This window comes from Sphingobacterium sp. SGL-16 (assembly GCF_011043515.1).
Lineage (GTDB): Bacteria > Bacteroidota > Bacteroidia > Sphingobacteriales > Sphingobacteriaceae > Sphingobacterium > Sphingobacterium litopenaei.
This window is the reverse complement of sequence record NZ_JAAKGQ010000011.1, coordinates 61,983-78,429: the sequence shown is the minus strand read 5'-3', so window position 1 is coordinate 78,429 and position 16,447 is coordinate 61,983. Positions and strand designations below refer to the sequence as shown.

At 34.8% G+C, this 16,447-nt stretch carries 14 protein-coding genes and 1 pseudogene; 2 read left to right on the top strand and 13 right to left on the bottom strand.

The annotated features are described in order from the left end of the window. Positions 1-9: 9 nt before the first annotated feature. A pseudogene (locus G5B32_RS17650) lies at positions 10-111 on the top strand (IS200/IS605 family transposase); the annotation flags it as partial. Here the strand turns inward: G5B32_RS17650 and G5B32_RS06140 are convergent. The 10 genes from G5B32_RS06140 to G5B32_RS06095 all read right to left on the bottom strand — a co-directional run bounded on the left by G5B32_RS06140 (position 99) and on the right by G5B32_RS06095 (position 14,411). Then, positions 99-254 (bottom strand): hypothetical protein, encoded by a 156-nt coding sequence (locus G5B32_RS06140; protein WP_165290664.1) that lies wholly within the window; start codon positions 252-254, stop codon positions 99-101. The pseudogene G5B32_RS17650 and the gene G5B32_RS06140 overlap by 13 nt on opposite strands. Before the next feature lie 326 nt (positions 255-580). After that, positions 581-2,065, bottom strand: a complete 1,485-nt coding sequence (locus tag G5B32_RS06135; protein ID WP_165290663.1) for a calcineurin-like phosphoesterase C-terminal domain-containing protein — start codon at positions 2,063-2,065, stop codon at positions 581-583. Between the two features lie 64 nt (positions 2,066-2,129). Beyond that, complete coding sequence (locus G5B32_RS06130; protein ID WP_165290662.1) at positions 2,130-3,899, bottom strand: hypothetical protein; 1,770 nt, start codon at positions 3,897-3,899, stop codon at positions 2,130-2,132. A gap of 5 nt (positions 3,900-3,904) precedes the next feature. After that, entirely contained in the window at positions 3,905-6,718 is a 2,814-nt protein-coding gene (locus G5B32_RS06125; RefSeq protein ID WP_223815275.1) for a M16 family metallopeptidase, read from the bottom strand. A 1-nt stretch (position 6,719) separates the two neighbouring features. After that, positions 6,720-7,181, bottom strand: a complete 462-nt coding sequence (locus tag G5B32_RS06120) for a hypothetical protein (protein ID WP_165290661.1) — start codon at positions 7,179-7,181, stop codon at positions 6,720-6,722. Positions 7,182-7,184: 3 nt separating this feature from the next. Beyond that, positions 7,185-8,630, bottom strand: coding sequence for a RagB/SusD family nutrient uptake outer membrane protein (locus G5B32_RS06115; protein WP_165290660.1), 1,446 nt, complete (start codon positions 8,628-8,630; stop codon positions 7,185-7,187). Positions 8,631-8,641: 11 nt separating this feature from the next. Further along, positions 8,642-11,950: a SusC/RagA family TonB-linked outer membrane protein gene (locus G5B32_RS06110; protein WP_165290659.1), complete on the bottom strand. Its 3,309-nt coding sequence runs from the start codon at positions 11,948-11,950 to the stop codon at positions 8,642-8,644. Between the two features lie 14 nt (positions 11,951-11,964). Beyond that, positions 11,965-13,020 (bottom strand): FecR family protein, encoded by a 1,056-nt coding sequence (locus tag G5B32_RS06105; RefSeq protein WP_165290658.1) that lies wholly within the window; start codon positions 13,018-13,020, stop codon positions 11,965-11,967. A gap of 51 nt (positions 13,021-13,071) precedes the next feature. After that, positions 13,072-13,644: an RNA polymerase sigma-70 factor gene (locus tag G5B32_RS06100; RefSeq protein WP_165290657.1), complete on the bottom strand. Its 573-nt coding sequence runs from the start codon at positions 13,642-13,644 to the stop codon at positions 13,072-13,074. A 245-nt stretch (positions 13,645-13,889) separates the two neighbouring features. After that, complete coding sequence (locus tag G5B32_RS06095; RefSeq protein WP_165290656.1) at positions 13,890-14,411, bottom strand: DUF4372 domain-containing protein; 522 nt, start codon at positions 14,409-14,411, stop codon at positions 13,890-13,892. Between the two features lie 85 nt (positions 14,412-14,496). On the opposite strand from G5B32_RS06095, the gene G5B32_RS17645 reads away from it, so the two are divergent. Continuing rightward, positions 14,497-14,685: a PLDc N-terminal domain-containing protein gene (locus tag G5B32_RS17645; protein ID WP_206366802.1), complete on the top strand. Its 189-nt coding sequence runs from the start codon at positions 14,497-14,499 to the stop codon at positions 14,683-14,685. Positions 14,686-14,810: 125 nt separating this feature from the next. Here the strand turns inward: G5B32_RS17645 and G5B32_RS06085 are convergent, their stop codons facing one another. From G5B32_RS06085 to G5B32_RS06075, 3 genes are read right to left on the bottom strand one after another with little or no spacing between them, the layout of a single operon-like run. Beyond that, entirely contained in the window at positions 14,811-15,287 is a 477-nt protein-coding gene (locus G5B32_RS06085; RefSeq protein WP_165290654.1) for a hypothetical protein, read from the bottom strand. A 50-nt stretch (positions 15,288-15,337) separates the two neighbouring features. Next, on the bottom strand, positions 15,338-15,640 hold the full coding sequence (locus G5B32_RS06080) for a winged helix-turn-helix domain-containing protein (RefSeq protein WP_165290653.1): 303 nt from the start codon (positions 15,638-15,640) through the stop codon (positions 15,338-15,340). Beyond that, positions 15,637-16,293 carry a hypothetical protein gene (locus G5B32_RS06075; protein WP_223815277.1) on the bottom strand — a complete coding sequence of 219 codons (657 nt, stop codon included), beginning with the start codon at positions 16,291-16,293 and terminating at the stop codon, positions 15,637-15,639. Before G5B32_RS06075 ends, G5B32_RS06080 begins: the two co-directional genes overlap by 4 nt. Positions 16,294-16,447 lie beyond the last annotated feature (154 nt).

Genomic DNA, 16,447 nt, shown 5'->3' with positions numbered 1-16,447 from the left:
AGTAATTACATCAGCACAAATCGTTCAAAACACTACTTAAAGTGTCATTTAATCTTCGTTTGCAAACATCAAAAATTGGCCTTTACAACCGCTTTAAGCTACTTTTGGAAATTAACCGCACAAAACAGGAGAGGCAACTTCTTTATTTGTGCAATTTTTCCTTCAGTGTCTTTTAACTGCTCTTTTGCCTGCGCAGTATCCAAATACGATGATGTCTTAATTAACTCTCCCGATTGTTGTTCTAGATTTCTCATCCAAGAGTTTACATCCATATATAACTTTTCATCTTTTGGATCATGAACTTAGGCGTGTGAAAAACTTAGTAAAGCACAAAATAAAACACTAAAAAAAAGTTTGTATTTAATTGTTTCAATCATAATAATTATCGTTTTCAAGGTAATTCCAATAAAAATACTGATTATACTATTATTTAACAGATAACCTATTGAAAAAGAAATGATAGATTTACCTAATGTCGAAATATTCAAAAGTGGTTATTTTGAATAATTTTCGCACATCATTTTCACATTGGTACATAACCTAAATAATAAGGTTAAAAAATGTGCTTTAGCTAAAAATTTTATTGAAATAAAACAAACTGCTCTTCTACCGAAAAACCAAACTTATCATAAGCTTTTATCCTTAATGTATATGGAAGTTGGCTGTTTGTGTTTGGCTTTTTAGCAGTCCAGATATGCGAAGAATTACGTTCCCTCAACGGAATAGCAGTATTTCCTTCCGTAGGATATATTTTAACTTTATTGTTTTGCACGAGGCTCGAAACGTACGGGTCTGCTTTTCTTGTTTTTTTCATCATTTGCCATTCTCCATTGTTGATTTGATACTGTACCAATGTACTATCGCTACCTCCAAAAATATTAGCTATAATATCATTACTATCCAATGTAAGGCGCATTTGCTTTGATTCATCGATTCCTACAGCTTTATATTTAAAAGAATAGTTGTTCTGGTCAAAATCTATAATAAAATAACCTCTAGGACTACCACATTGCATCAAAGCATCCGGAATTCCATCGCTGTTCTTCTCCCCTCTCCACCAAGTTCCGCAAGTCGCACCAGCCCCAATCTCATGGATTGCACCATTTTTGAAAATATGTCTACTCACCACATGTGTATGTCCTGATAGAATTAATACATTCTCATATCCTTCCAACAATTGAAAAAAATCCTCACGGTTTCTAGTTCCATACATTGGGATATGCTGATTAATTACTATGGTAGTTTTTTTATCTACATGGGATAAGTCATTTTTAATAAACTGCAGTTGATCAGCAGTGATTCGCCCTTCATAAGTACGTTTACCCGTAGCAAACACATTGTTGAGTACTATAAAATGGACTTTACCATAATTGAAAGAATAAGTGTCAGCTCCAAAATGCGTATTAAATGCATGATTCATTGCATATTCCTTATCAAAATCTCTATCGTGATTGCCTGGTAATGTCCATGAAGGAATAGGAATATTTTCCAACATTTCTTTCACAGGAGTTAGCAACTTAATTTTATCATTGACTAAATCTCCCAGAAAAATATTAAAATCAATATCCTTTGCATTGGCCAATTCAGAGGCGATACTTTTGGAGGCATAAGCTAATTCGTCTTCATTGTCAATCTGTACATCCCCAATTGCTCCCACTCTAAATTTATCCGATGAAGCTTTATTATGGACTAGAAAATTAAATGGATTATTGGTATTAACTGTACTATCCGGATGAAAATAATAGTAATTAGCATTTAATATATACCGACTTTTACGCCCTGCTATTTTATAGTTTGATGGCAAAATAGGGAATAAAGACTGTCCTTTTTTTAATGGAATTTGATAGGCTCCTTTGCTGTCTGTTTTGACAATATCAACCCCATTGGATATCAAAATATTTTTTAAACCACGCTCATTTTTATCGACAATTCCATTCTTATTTTTATCCAAAAATACGTGTCCACGGATGCTGTGTATGCTGGTTAAGTCTTGCGCATATCCATTTACCAAAACAGAAAAGCCAAGAATTAGACCAATATATTTTAATAGATCACTTTTAATCATATTCAAAAATTTCAACTATACTAAAAGAGCGCAAGTAATGCGCTCTTTTAAATATAAAATTAGTTTATTGTCCTGGAATATCGTATTTGAATAAAACAGGTTTACTATCTATTACAGTAGCCAAATAAACTACCCCTTCGTCAGAAATACGCATTTCGTATTTCTGACCGTTTAAAGGAGTTAATTGAGTGGCAGGATTCCAGTTACCAGTTGTTTCATTAAACGTGGTCACTTTGATACCATTATTCGCATCTCCGTACGCTAGGAATATTCTTCCATCTGGGTGTATTTTAATAGCTACATTATCTCTATTAGCAGAACTATTTGTTGTTTGTGCAAAACCATCCCCTAATTGCTTCCAAGAGGTACCATCCCAATGCATCACATAAGTAGCATAGCTTGGGCTATTAGACTGATAAGTCAAGTACAATTGACCGTCTTCTGATGCATCTAAATCTATATTTAAGTTACCTGAATTAGAAGTTGATGGTCCTACATTCATTTGACCAACAAGCGACCAACCACCATTTACTTGTTTGTAAACAGATGGCTTACGAACACCAGAACCACTGGTTAAGTCCATTGTTAAGTAATATAATACACCATCTCTCCCTTTTACCAATTTCGACCAGAAACCTGTTGTAGAAGGATTAAGAGTTGTACCAGTCCAAGCCGAGTTAGAGAAGCTTTCCACATAAGTACCTCTATTTGGATAAGGAGCTGCTGCCCGTGCAAATATATATCCTATATAAGGAATATTATTTTTATCTACTTTAATGACCATATAATTGACACGATTGAATGAAGCTTGTTGCTCACCCACAAAAGACCAATAGCCGTTAGAATATTTCATAACCGAACCATACTGCTCTTTTCCTGTTACTTCATAATCTTTGTAAGCAGCATATAAGTCACCATTTGAGGCAAAATCCATAGAAATAGCATCTACACGTGTAGGAGAAAATCCAGTTTCAGCTCCAACTGGAACCCATGTTTTCGTTTCTGGATCATATTTACCAATTACGGCTTTACGATCAAGGTCAGCACTTCCCGAACGTTGAATCATAAAATAAGGTTGGTTAGTCAATGGATTAATCTCTATCCATGACGCTGCAGAATTAACAGTTAAGAAATCTGCCAATACTACTTCCGACCAAACTGGCGCAGTCAAGCGACCAACCGTAACTGTAAAAATTTCCTCTTCTGACATTTCGCTATCCGAAAGATTTAATTTCACTGGAATTGAATAATCTACTTTCGTTTGTTTTGATACAAAAGCAGCACCATTAAATTTCACAGTTGCGCCATCTGAAGTCGTGTAACGCGCTACCAATTCTGTGATGTCAGCATCAACTGGCAATTCTACACTAATATCCAATTTGGTTATTTTTGCCGAATAATCTCTGAATAAAACTCCAGGATTATCTTCAGCATAAAATCCAAATGACAAGATAGAAGCGCTTTGCAATCCTACTAAATTGTATTCAGACAAAGAAGATTCTGCGCTAAAGCGAATAGTAGTAGGAGCAGAAAGATCAATTACTGTAACACCCGACTCTACTACCTGATTTCCGATGAAAGCAACAAATTTGTCGTAATTTAATCTAAAGCTAGGAACCGCAGCTTTAATATCTACAGCGTTAGGCACACGGATATAAATAGTTTTGCCTTCTACTGTAGCATTTATAGTTTTAGTAAGTCCTTCATTACTGGAAGGCTCAAAACTGAAAGATTCCAAAACCATGTCATCTGTAAATGCTTCTTCTTTTTTACACGATGTAAAAACTGAAGTCACTAACAGGAACAACGTCATTGCTGTTAATAATCTTTTCATAATAATTAGTTCTTAGATTTTTCAGGCATTAAAACAGCCTTTATTTTTTTTGCTTTTAATATTTTATTCTCTACAAAATGGCTAACATCTTTAGCCGTCAATGCATCCAACATCGAATTGTACTTCGTGAAATAATCCCAAGATTTGAATCCAAAATAGATATGATTTCTTAGTTCAGCACTCCAATATGAATTTTTATCAAATTGCTTGTTGTAGTCCTGCAGCATAGCCAATTTAGCATCTTTCAATTCTTTCTCGAAATAAGCTGGATCTTTGGCAATCTTATTCAATTCTACAAATGCTTGTTCAATCAAAAAGTCCTTACGTTGAGGTTCACAAGTGAAATTGATACGCGAACGAAGTAGTGTAATAGGCTCCGAAGTTGCACTAATAGACATTCCCACGCCATATACTCCAGACTGCTCCTCACGTAAATTCTTACGCAATTTCACTTTGATAATGTTTTCTGCTAAATCTTGCAATAAAATCTGCGGATAATCATACGTATAATCTGTTGTTTGGAAAAACAAGTTTACTGTCGCTTTGTCCGCTTCACCAGCATAAAGAAGAATATCCTTATTTTCTACATTAGAATAATTTGGCACACGTTGTTGAGCTTTATACTCACCGCCTGGAATTGAAGCCATATATTTCTCTACAAAATTTTGCAACGTATCCATATTGAAATCTCCAATGATTACAAAATTGAAATCCTTCGCAGAACCGAATCTTTCCTTAAATACAGGAACAATGCCATCAGCAGTCAATTGACTTTCAATTCTATCTGCGGGCAATTCTTCACTTTCTGTAGCGTCAGAACCAATTGCTTTACTTATTTGATCCGAATATGCAGAAGTTACACTATATTGTTTGTTCTTAGCAGCATCGATCGCTTTCTTTTTGATTACATCAAACATCGCTGTGTCCACACGCGGATCAGTCCACTTCAAATGCAATAACTCAAACATCGTCTGTGCATCTTTCATGTAGGCACTAGCCGACAAACCTTCACGATGTGAAGAGATGATGAAAGAAGCAGAAGCCGTATTTCCATTCAGAAATTTTGTTAAGGAATGTCTATCAAATTCACCAGCACCACTTACTGCCAATACATTTTTAACAAATACACCGTTCACAAATTGAGCTGTATCCAGAGCTAAAAACCCTCCTTCACGGAACCCTGTTAGTTGAATATGATTTCTACGTTCCGTAGAAGGTTTGATATAAAGCGTAGCACCATTCGAAAGCTCCCATTTCTCTACATTAATACCAGCTATAGTGCTTTTACGGACTACTTTACCAGCTAAGGGCTGTTTGGATAATAATTGAGTAGGGATATTTTGTTTTTCCTGCCACTTTTCTAGAGGTGCATTTTTAGCTACCGCAAACATGGTTTTCAACTCGCTTTCGGTTGGCAAATCTTTAGCTACTCGTTCAGGTGCAGATAATAAAACCACGGTATTTCCTTCTTCGAAATAGGATCTAATGTGATTCAATATAGTCAACGAATCCAACTTCTCCACTATAGCATAAGATTTATTTCTTTTGTCTATCTTATCCATCAACACATCCCCATTGAAGAAATGATCTTTCAATTGACCTAATAGCATAGATGTATTCAGATTAGATTCAGAAGCTTCTGCTCTTTTCATTTGAGACAAAACTTGCTTTTTATAATCTGCTATTTCTGATGAATTGAAGCCATATTTCAAAATGCGTTCTTTTTCAACCAAAAATTCCTGAATACCTCTGTTGATATTATCATCATATAATGTAGCACCTCCAATAGAAAGTCCATTATTTAATAATAAATCCGAAAAGGAGATACTTGAGCTTTTGTAATGCAATTGTTTTTGAGCAATCTTCTCTAAACGTTTTTGAATTAACGAGTTGGATGAACTACGTACTAATCTTTTTTCTAAATCTTGCTCTGTACGTAAAGCAGACATAGCAGGCAATTTGGTGATATACGAAAAATCAATACTTGTTGCTTCCTTATCCGTATAGATCTTTACCAAGGTGTCCTTATGTATAGCTAACGCATAACGCTCGCGTGCGGGGGCTTTTGAGTTCTTTTTACGCTTAGAAAACAACTTCTTCACTACTTTTTCTGTTTTCTTAACATCCTGATTCGTAATAATGGCAATTCCCATCAAATCTGGTCTATACCAAGTATTGTAAAAATCTAGAATTGTAGGACGCGAAAAACTGCGCAAGATTTCCAAGGTACCAATAGGTTTACGATTCGCGTAACGGGAATTGTAGAATATCAACGGTAAGGTCTGATCACTCATACGTGCAGAAGCACCTTGTTTGGTACGCCACTCTTCAATAATGATTCCACGCTCCTTTTCGATTTCTTCAGGATCAAAACTCAAGTTGTAAGCCCAATCGTACACAATATCCAACGCCTTATACAGATTTTCTTCTGTTTTGGTTTCTAAAGTAATCTTGTAAACCGTCTCATCGTAAGAGGTATGCGCATTCAAATCAGCACCAAACTTCACACCCAATGATTCTAAGTAGGTAATAACCTCATTCTTTGGATAGTTTTTGCTACCATTGAAAGCCATATGCTCTACAAAATGAGCCAGTCCTAATTGATTTTCGTTTTCTTGTAGACTTCCAGCATTAACAAATAATTGTAACGCTGTCTGTTCTTTGCTTGCTGTATTTGGATAAATATAATATTTAAAACCATTCTTCAATACCCCCGACACCAGCCTAGCATCCTGCTTCAATGGCTGAGCGGTCAATCCGCTCCACGCCATTAAAAAGCCTAATGCCATCAACCAACCTATATGTGATGATTTCTGCATATTAAATTTTTACAATTTTAAATTCGGATTGATTTTTATCTGGACCCGGCAAACCTATCGTAATGTTTTTATCATTAGAAATCAACTTGATAGTTACGGTATTATCCTTTGCAGGATCAATTGGGTTACTTTTCCATCTAATAGAAATCGGCATCTCAAAATATCCTGGTTTGAAAACCAATTCTCTTGTAGTACTTACCAATTCAAAATCTACTCCTTCTTGTAATCCATTACCAACGATTACATCATACTTTAATGTAATAGGATCATACTGCATTTTCGTACTGAAATATACATTGTAATCAACAGTTTCATTACGTGTTGATTGTATGTTCACGCTCGATGCCTGATTGAGGTGTATATAAAAAAATGGATTATCATAAGGTGTAATCAACTCTTTATTACACGAAGCAATAAACAGTGATAAAACACTTAAGCATATTATGTTTATTATACGTTTCATATGTTAATTATTTACTGTTGGATTTGGTTTAATAAGCTCGTTTGCATCTAATTCATTCTTTGGAATAGGCATTACGAAGATATCATTGGGATAAGTGATTAAACAAGCTGTAGCATTACAGTTCTCACCTCTATTTACGGATTCTTTATATCGTAAAATATCATAGATACGGTGAGCTTCGAAACCTAATTCCTTACGACGCTCATCTTTGATTTGCTTAAATAAATCTTGTGGTGAAGTATATGTAACGGTAATAGCCTCTGGTGAAACATTATAAGCACGTGCACGTACAACTTTCAAATCCTGAACGGCTAAGTCATATTTTTGTTGCTGGTAATATGCTTCTGCTCTATTCAAATATAACTCGGCAGAGCGTACTACTTTAAATGTAATTGGCATTACTGTTCCTGCACTACCAGAACCATAATATTTCAAAGTCATGTTACCAGAATTCGTTGTAGCTATTAATGACTTTCTAACATCGTTATTTTCAAATAAAGAGAAGTAAGCAGAACTAGTCGTTCCTAAGAAATTAGTAGAACTATAGAATGAAGCCATATAAGGCGTAGATAAATTTGTCAAATTTAACTGCCACAAAACTTCACCCTTAATTGTTTTAAAATCAACAATCTGAGTACTGCTTCTATACATCTCTTGATATTCACTGGCTGGTACTAAACTATATTTACCTGTAGATAATACTTCCGTAGCATAGTTTTCAGCATTTGCATAATCACCCATGTATAAATAAATACGTGACAAAAGAGCTTTAGCGGCATCCGATGAAGCATATATCTTTTCATTAGTAACAGATGATAATATGGTTATACTTGATTTTAAATCTGATATAATCTGTGCATATGTTTCTTTCATTGTAGCACGGGGCATCTTAACACCTGGTGCTGGAGTTTTAGTAGGAATTGGAATACCCAAATGAGATCCATCAGCTGTGTAAGTATAATGCTGTGCATATACATTTGATAAAGCAAAAAACACCAACGCTCTTAATACACGCGCTTCACCCTCGTATTTGTTAAGCTGCTCTTTTTCCAATAAATTTAATGAGCTCGCACGTAATTCTTCTATACCTTCTAATACATTGTTAATATTATTTAAAGTAGCGTAGCCATCAGCCCATATATTGAAGGTTGCCCCCACTTGGTCTTCTTGATTATAGCTATAATTATATTCATTTAACATATAATTACTACCTGGAGTAACCATACGTACTACATCTTCTCCACGGATATCGCTATATATACCATATTCCGATTGTATAAATTTAGCAGTCAAATTGTAACTGCCATATAAAGCATCACGAACACCATTAGGATCTGCAAATAATTGCTCTCGCCCAAGTTGTCCAATTGGTTCTACCTCTAAGAAACCTTTACCACAGGAACCGAATAAAAGTGCGGTAGATAATAATGTATATTTAAAAAATTTCATTTTTCTTCTGATTAAAACATTACACTAATTGCAAATGAATAGTTTGCTGTTCTTACATTGGATTCTAATACCATATCATATGTATTCATCACAATAGAATTATCGTTGATAATATTAGCATTACTTCCATTTACAAAATTCTTAGCTGTACCTTTTTTATTACTATACGGTGTCCACATTCCTAGTTTTGAACCCATCGCTGTCAATGTAAGATTTGACAAATGCAATTTCTTAACTAGGTTATCATCTAACCTATAGCTAAAACTGATATTTTCCAAGGCTAAGTATGTTCTATCCTTCAAATAGCGTGTGGAGTTCATAATTGAAGAAGTCGACACATTAGATAATCTTGGGAAAGTAGCCAAATAGCCAGGATATTGCCATGCATTCAAAACATCAACACCTTGGTTTCCGTCCAAAATATTCAGACCATCCTGTCCGATATTTTTACTGATCTGGTCAAAGTAATACCCGCCTTTATTATATTTTAGAAATACAGACAAACCAAAATTCTTATAACTAAAATTATTAGTGATACCTCCATAGAAGTCAGGAGTTGGATTACCAACAATAACGCGATTAGCCGTATTGTAAACTTTAGTTATATTTCCATTTATATCATACCACATTGGATCTCCTGTAGAAGGATCGACACCTGCCCAACGTACTAGATAGTGAGACCTAGAATTATATCCTTCGCGCATAATCGTATTACCAGTTGATCTATCCAGTCCTTCGGATAATTCTAATACTTTGTTACGGTTTAGAGACAAAATCCAAGTTGTATTCCATTTAAAATTTTCTTTCTGAATATTATATGAGTTTACTGTAAGCTCAAAGCCTGAGTTCTGAAGTTTACCCACATTTTGGTAAATACGTCTGAAACCACCTACCATTGATACATAGGAATCATCAATTAAATCGTGCGTAATATTACGATAGTATTCCGCAGCAATATTCACACGTCTGAAGATATCGAAATCAATACCCGTATTTAACATATTGGTAGTTTCCCATTTTAATTTATCGTTCATACCACGTGACATTACAGCACCGGCATTACCTCCATAGGCATTATCGTCGGCATATGAATACACCCCTTTGGCATAATTTGATGAGAAACGTGAGTTACCCGTTGTACCATATGATACTTTGAATTTCAAGAAATTCATTACATCATTCTCTGGCCAAAAAGACTCATTACTTACTGTCCAAGCTGCACCTATAGAGCTAAATGTTCCCCATTTTACGTCCTTACCAAAGTTTGAACTTCCATCTTTACGGTAAGTATAATTCACATTATAGCGGTCATCAAAATTATAGCCAGCTCTTCCAAAATATGAGAGTAATGTTTGTTTAGCTCTGGATCCTGTCCCAGTTCTATTTGTAGAGGACACAAATGAGATTTCACGGATATTGTCATTAGGGAAATTCCAACCGCCCGCGGATACAGAATGTCTATTCTCACGTCTAGCTTCTGTACCTACCATAATATCAAATTTACCCGAAAAGATATCCCGCATGTAATTCAACGTATTCGAAGACACCAAATTGACCACCTGATTTTGCGCCCTTGAAGCATAACCATTACTTGATCTACCTGTATAGTTATTCATAGACTCGTACTGATTCTCATTGATACTCGAAATATCAAAACCGTTATTCGTATTGAAATTTAATCCATCAATAATGCTATAATTAAATCCAGCATTACCCAATATCCAAATCGCATTTTGGTTATGATCATTTTGCTCAGCTAATCCAGGCATATTCTGTAGTAAACGACCATTTGGATCACGCTCTATATATTCACCTTTGGTGCCGTATGGACTTATAAGTGGAGAATATTGGTAATAAGCATTTCCTGGATTAAAAAGGTCATTCAAATTATAAGAACCATTAATTCCTCCAAAAACAGTCATGCGTTTACTTACATTTGCACGGAGGTTAGAATTCATCGAGTAACGCTTTGTTGTATTGCCTATAGTAATTAATTTATCGTCATAGACATTTCCAGACAAATAATAAGATATATTATCAGTACTACCACTAATACTAAGGCTATGCATCGTATTAAATCCATTTCTAAAGTAATGATCTGGCCAGTAGGTATTGACAGTAGTATCAATATTTCCTAGTCCATCCAGCATTCCCATTCTTTTCACAATAGAAAGGTATTGTGGACCATCCAAGTAGGTAAAGTTATTGCCTACTCGTTTATTCAAACCCGCTCGTAGAGAATAACTTATCTTTGGCTTTCCCTTTCCTTTTTTAGTCGTAACTAAAATTACCCCATTAGAGCCGTTTGCACCGTATATAGTCGTGGCGCTGGCATCTTTCAACACCGTTAAAGATTCTATATCATTTACATCCAAATACGTAAGGGGACTTACACTAACATCTGTTCCCGGAATAGAGTTCGTAGTACCACCTGTATACAATGGAACTCCATCCACAATCCATAAAGGCTCATTTGAAGTCGTTCCACCTAAGGTAGATGATTCACCGCGGACCCTGGTACTAAAACGAGGACGTGCAGATGCATTGGAACCTCCGTCTTGCGATTGAAATTCAACCCCCGGTACCAAACCTTCCAACAACGCATCGATACGTAAAGCCGGACGGTTTTCTATATCTTTAGCTGTAATGGTAAATGCACTACCTGTCTGGTTTTCTTTAGTCTCTTTCCGACCATATGCCATTACAACTACTTCATCGATATATTCGTTACTCAACTCCAAAACGACATTACGATTTACAGCCAAATCATTTGTGTTGACCTCTTTCTTCTTATAACCAATCAGACTAAAAACTATTTGAGAATTTAAAGGTGCATTGAGTTTATATTCCCCCGCATTATTCGTCATTACCGATTTAGATGTTCCTTTAATAGTCACACTCACGCCAGTAGCAGGTCTTGTTACTCCGTCTTCATCAAGTAAACTAACTTTTCCCGACAATTCTACTGTTTGTTGGATGGTTTTTAGGGTTACGGTCTTGTTTACAATACTGTACTCAAAACCTAATTCTTTAGACAACTTTACAAGAGAAGTCTCCACAGACGACTCATCCAAATTCAGATTAAAAATTTGAGAAGTACATAATTTTGAATCGTAAATAAACGAATACCCACTTTGTTTTTCCAACTGAGCCAAAACCGTTCTCAGATTTTGGTTCTTTACGTTCAACTGAATACGTTGAGCAAATGTATGCGCAGAGGCTATTGTTATCATCCCCGCAGTCATCAGCGTTGTCATCTTTAAGGACAACAACTCCGATTTACTTTTCGCCAAACGCTTCTTAAGACATTTGTGTTTCATATGATAAGGTTAAATTATTTCGAAAATTGAATTGTTAAAATATTATTAGAAAGCTGACACTTAGCTCCACTTAGATTTTCTAATACCAGCAAGACATCTTTTAGTTTCATTCCTTGCTCTAATTCGCCAGAGATACGCTGAACAGGAATTTCGTCCTGATACTGGATCTGAAAACCATACCAATTGGATAGTTGTTCTATAACGTCTTGGATCAGCTCTTCTTCAAATGAGAACTTCATTTGACGCCAACTTGTCGTATGTTTGACATCTTTTGCTACCTTAATCAAGTCTTCACCATCATTGGTAACAACTTCATTTGGAGCTACCATTACAGCCTTTTGTTCATTCCTTAGCTTTATTTTACCCTCATATAGAACAGTAACTGTTTCAGCTAATTTGGCGTAAGATTTCACGTTAAACTTTGTACCAAGCACTTCAATAGATTGATCCTTAGTTCGTACAATAAATTTTTGATTGTTATGTTTTTTTACATCGAAAAAAGCCTCACCATCGAGGTATACAATACGATTACCTTCCTCTCCAAAATTCTTTTTCAATTGAATTTTTGTATTACTGTTCATCGCTACCTTACTTCCATCAGGAAGGATTACTTTAATAAACTCTCCATGGCCAGTTTGAAGTACGCGGACATTTAAATCAGTGGAGTTTCCTGCAAGACCTACATATTTAGTAGAATCCAGAAAATCTTCCAAACTAGAATTTATAACACTACCATTGCCATTTTCATCAAATAATCGTACCCCAGAGGTAAGCTTATTATTTTCAGCATGACTTGGATAAAAGAAAAATCCTGCAGCGACCACAGCGGCCGCTGCAGCACTTGCTATATAAAGCTTTCTAAACTTTTTGATTTTCTCGTTAAATAACTGACCAGACACCCGGTGCCAAATAGATTCCTTTATTTGGTCAGGTGAAAATGTAGAATAAATAGTACTTTGCGTATCATCAAAACTATTGTACCAAGCTTCTAATTTATCTTTATCAGACTCCGATGCAATACCTTGGTTGATACGCTGGATTATTTCGTTAATCTCTTGATTAGGGTGCATAAAATGTTAGTTACTACTATATAGTACTACAACTAACTACCTACGCACGGTCTAAAATAAAAAAATTATAAAATTTTGAGTATTTCGTAGAATTTTTCGCAACACTTTTAGGGCTTTGCTTATTTGATTTTCAACAGTACGAGGCGAAATTTCTAATTTCTCCGCAATTTCTTTACTGTTCAAATGATCTATTCGACTATATCTAAAAATCAATTTAGTTTGCGGAGGCAACTGTTCTACGCCCTGCATTAGTATATAATGCATCTCTTTATAATTTAACGCTTCGTTCAAATCCATTTGATCTAACCTATCCAATACGCCAAACTCAAGCGGATTGATAGAATCATAACGCGAAATACGATTCAAATATTTAATTACTGAAAACTTAGTAGCTTGGAATAAATAAGCGGATAAATTTTGGATTTGTGGTAAATTAGGGTGTTGCCAAAGAGAAATAAAAATATCTTGCACAATATCTTCTGCGGCCTCCACATCTTGCAGCCTATTATTACAAGAAGCAAATATCTTATCCCAATATCTATTATACAATTCTTGAAATGCAGATTGATTTCTATCGTTGCTAATGAGGAGTTGAAGGTCGTAGTCCGATACTGAACTGTACATATAAGCAGATATTTACTAGAAATTTACTTTTCGTTAAGAAGTATATTTTCTTCACCAAAGTTATAAAAAATATCTAACTCTATTAAGAACGAAAGTCTTACATTAAATAATTATAAGCTAATTTAGAATGTATATCTCTAGTATGGCTACCTCAATAATAAATATTACTATATTCAAGAAATAAATTATACAATGACGATCTCGGGTAAAGATATAACATTGATTATCACAGCTTCTATCCACAATCACCACACAACTGTGATATGCACAAAACTGGGCATACAGCCATCATAATCAAGTATAGTATGAAGTTTCACCGCTCCCTTAGCACTGCGGAATTTAGCCCAATCAAATACACTTAAGCATAAAGGAATAATAGTAGCATCCATGAGATATACTTTCCGCTTAAGTCTATTAAGCTCAGCTCGTCTAGGAGAATTTCTATTCCACAAATGTTCCAAAAGTTTGTAATAAAGGTCTCGAAATAGGCGATGATCGCGATGTTTGTTGATGTAGGATAAATTGGACTTGCTGGGTGTCCGAGAGATGCCCATGTGGCTCATGTTACCTGTAGTACTACGCAGACCATTAGAAATATCACGAACGGAATCCGCAGATGAAAGATAGCAGAAAAGCATACTAACAAAGTGTGTCCAACTGTTAATTCCTTTATGATGCTTGTCGCTTTGGTACTTTTGAACCAATTTATTAAAAATGTCACGGTCAACTAGACCTAATATCTGAGAAAATACGTTTATATTTACCATGGCGGTTGGTTAATTTTAGCAAATTAAATATAGCAAACCCTGCTATATAAATCTACCGCCATTTTTCCCTTATTTACGCTTCTGATTGATTATTTATATCCTTTTAATCATAATTGCAATAAGTCTTTGGGCAAGTGCCATTTATCAGGTAGTGAAAAATCAAAATCTTTCATTCTCCCAAAAATTACTCTGGATAATTGCTTTATTGATTTTTAATGTGCTAGGAATCATTGTGTATTTTGCTATGCAATATCATCCACGAAGTTGGTATTAAGAAGAGCTAATTAAATTGCAAATTCTGTCAAAGATTTCTCTTTAAAATAAGCATCAAGATATATGTCAAATATATCTTAACACCTTCAAATCCTAACTTTATCAATTCGTTATTTGTTTCCATAGTTATATAGTCTGAAAAGTTGTTTTCCTGTAAAGCACATGTTGAATTTCAATTAAAGGTCTAGCCAAATAATCTTTGAATTCTATATGATGAAAAGTGCTTAACGATTTTCCTTTTTGGTAGCTAAACATATAATAGCGTATAAATTCGGGATAAATGAATGTTCCAATAGTAATCATAGCATACATATATAGACTGCGTTTGCCATTTCCCATCAAAAGATATTGCATCGCCACCTCGTCTTCTATTTCGGTATTGGTTTGTGTAATCATGTGAAAGACATCATGATTTTCTAGTTTGGGCATAATATCAAAACCTTTAGATCGATAAAATTCTCCCAAAGCATAGCCTAACGAATTTTCCGGATACCTCAAAAAATCATTAACCGATAATCCCCAAGCTTTTTTATTACGTTTGAAAACTTGTGCATACAGCTTAGAAGAACCATTATAAAGGAATAACATAAATTTAAGTCTCATATTAAAATTTTAAAAGTACTTTGAATTTCAAAGTTTATAGATAAAAAAATTTATTTGTACTGTTGTTTGATTAGATTTTCTAGTGCTACTAAGTGATTTTCAAAAGCTTTCTGACCTTTATCAGTCTTTCTATACTTGGTATTAGGTTTACGATCTACAAAAGACTTCTCCACGGTGATATAACCTTCTTTTTCCAAACTTTTTAGATTCGAAGCTAAATTGCCATCCGTTACTTCCAAAAGTTCCTTCAGCGAATTGAAATCGTAGTGTTCGTTTACCACCAATACACTCATGATTTGCAAACGCACACGATTCTCTAATACTTTGTCATATAGTGATAGATCCAAACTCACTTTTCGTAACGTTGATGAACGATTAAACCATATATAATATGTAATACTCCGAACCCTACTGCCCAAAAGTAGATACCATATCCAGGAAGGCACAAAGCTAACAAACCTAAAATAATATCCAAAACGCCCAACCAACGCAATTCTTTAAAAGTAAAACTTGACGCAGCACTCAACGCCAAACCATAAAAAATCAACATCGAAGAAGCAATCATTCCATAGTTTTCTTTATATAATAATATAAATGAAAGTATCCCACCCGTTAGCAATGGAACTGCCATCGCTTTGAATAAAGCCTTACTGGTAGGATTCCAAACAGACTGACTTGATTTTTTTGCTTTCTGCTTAGCCATATAATATCCCGTACCTACTGATACCACCAATACAGCTGCAGCAATAAATATTAAAGTTGGAACGAGTTCACTATTTACATAATTATCTCTATAGCCAAATACACTATCAAATCCATATATTAATGTATATCCTACAAATGCACCTACAAGTGCATAACTACCGATTAAAACACCCGAAAGTCCACTAATCGACATAAACTTGGATGATTTTTCCATCAATGAGCGAATCTGCCCGATCTGATTAATTAAGTCTTTTTGATCCATAAAAGTACTTTGATATTCAAAGTTATAGATATTATTCATACCTGCAAATTATTTTTGAATAAAATTGCTAAAAATTAATAGTCTTGCTTTTAGTCATTTAGAAAATAAGGGACAAAATAAATGCAGTTTTTTCAAAACAAGACTTGACAAATATGGAAAATGATTCTATCTTTGTGTCACAATAAAAAAATCC

Coding starts and splice junctions, on each gene's coding strand:
- G5B32_RS06120 (WP_165290661.1), bottom strand. CDS start 7,181: ATGAAACGTATAATAAACATAATATGCTTAAGTGTTTTATCACTGTTT.
- G5B32_RS06085 (WP_165290654.1), bottom strand. CDS start 15,287: ATGAGACTTAAATTTATGTTATTCCTTTATAATGGTTCTTCTAAGCTG.
- G5B32_RS06130 (WP_165290662.1), bottom strand. CDS start 3,899: ATGAAAAGATTATTAACAGCAATGACGTTGTTCCTGTTAGTGACTTCA.
- G5B32_RS06100 (WP_165290657.1), bottom strand. CDS start 13,644: ATGTACAGTTCAGTATCGGACTACGACCTTCAACTCCTCATTAGCAAC.
- G5B32_RS06110 (WP_165290659.1), bottom strand. CDS start 11,950: ATGAAACACAAATGTCTTAAGAAGCGTTTGGCGAAAAGTAAATCGGAG.
- G5B32_RS06105 (WP_165290658.1), bottom strand. CDS start 13,020: ATGCACCCTAATCAAGAGATTAACGAAATAATCCAGCGTATCAACCAA.
- G5B32_RS06140 (WP_165290664.1), bottom strand. CDS start 254: ATGAGAAATCTAGAACAACAATCGGGAGAGTTAATTAAGACATCATCG.
- G5B32_RS06095 (WP_165290656.1), bottom strand. CDS start 14,411: ATGGTAAATATAAACGTATTTTCTCAGATATTAGGTCTAGTTGACCGT.
- G5B32_RS06125 (WP_223815275.1), bottom strand. CDS start 6,718: ATGCAGAAATCATCACATATAGGTTGGTTGATGGCATTAGGCTTTTTA.
- G5B32_RS06075 (WP_223815277.1), bottom strand. CDS start 16,293: ATGAATAATATCTATAACTTTGAATATCAAAGTACTTTTATGGATCAA.
- G5B32_RS06115 (WP_165290660.1), bottom strand. CDS start 8,630: ATGAAATTTTTTAAATATACATTATTATCTACCGCACTTTTATTCGGT.
- G5B32_RS06135 (WP_165290663.1), bottom strand. CDS start 2,065: ATGATTAAAAGTGATCTATTAAAATATATTGGTCTAATTCTTGGCTTT.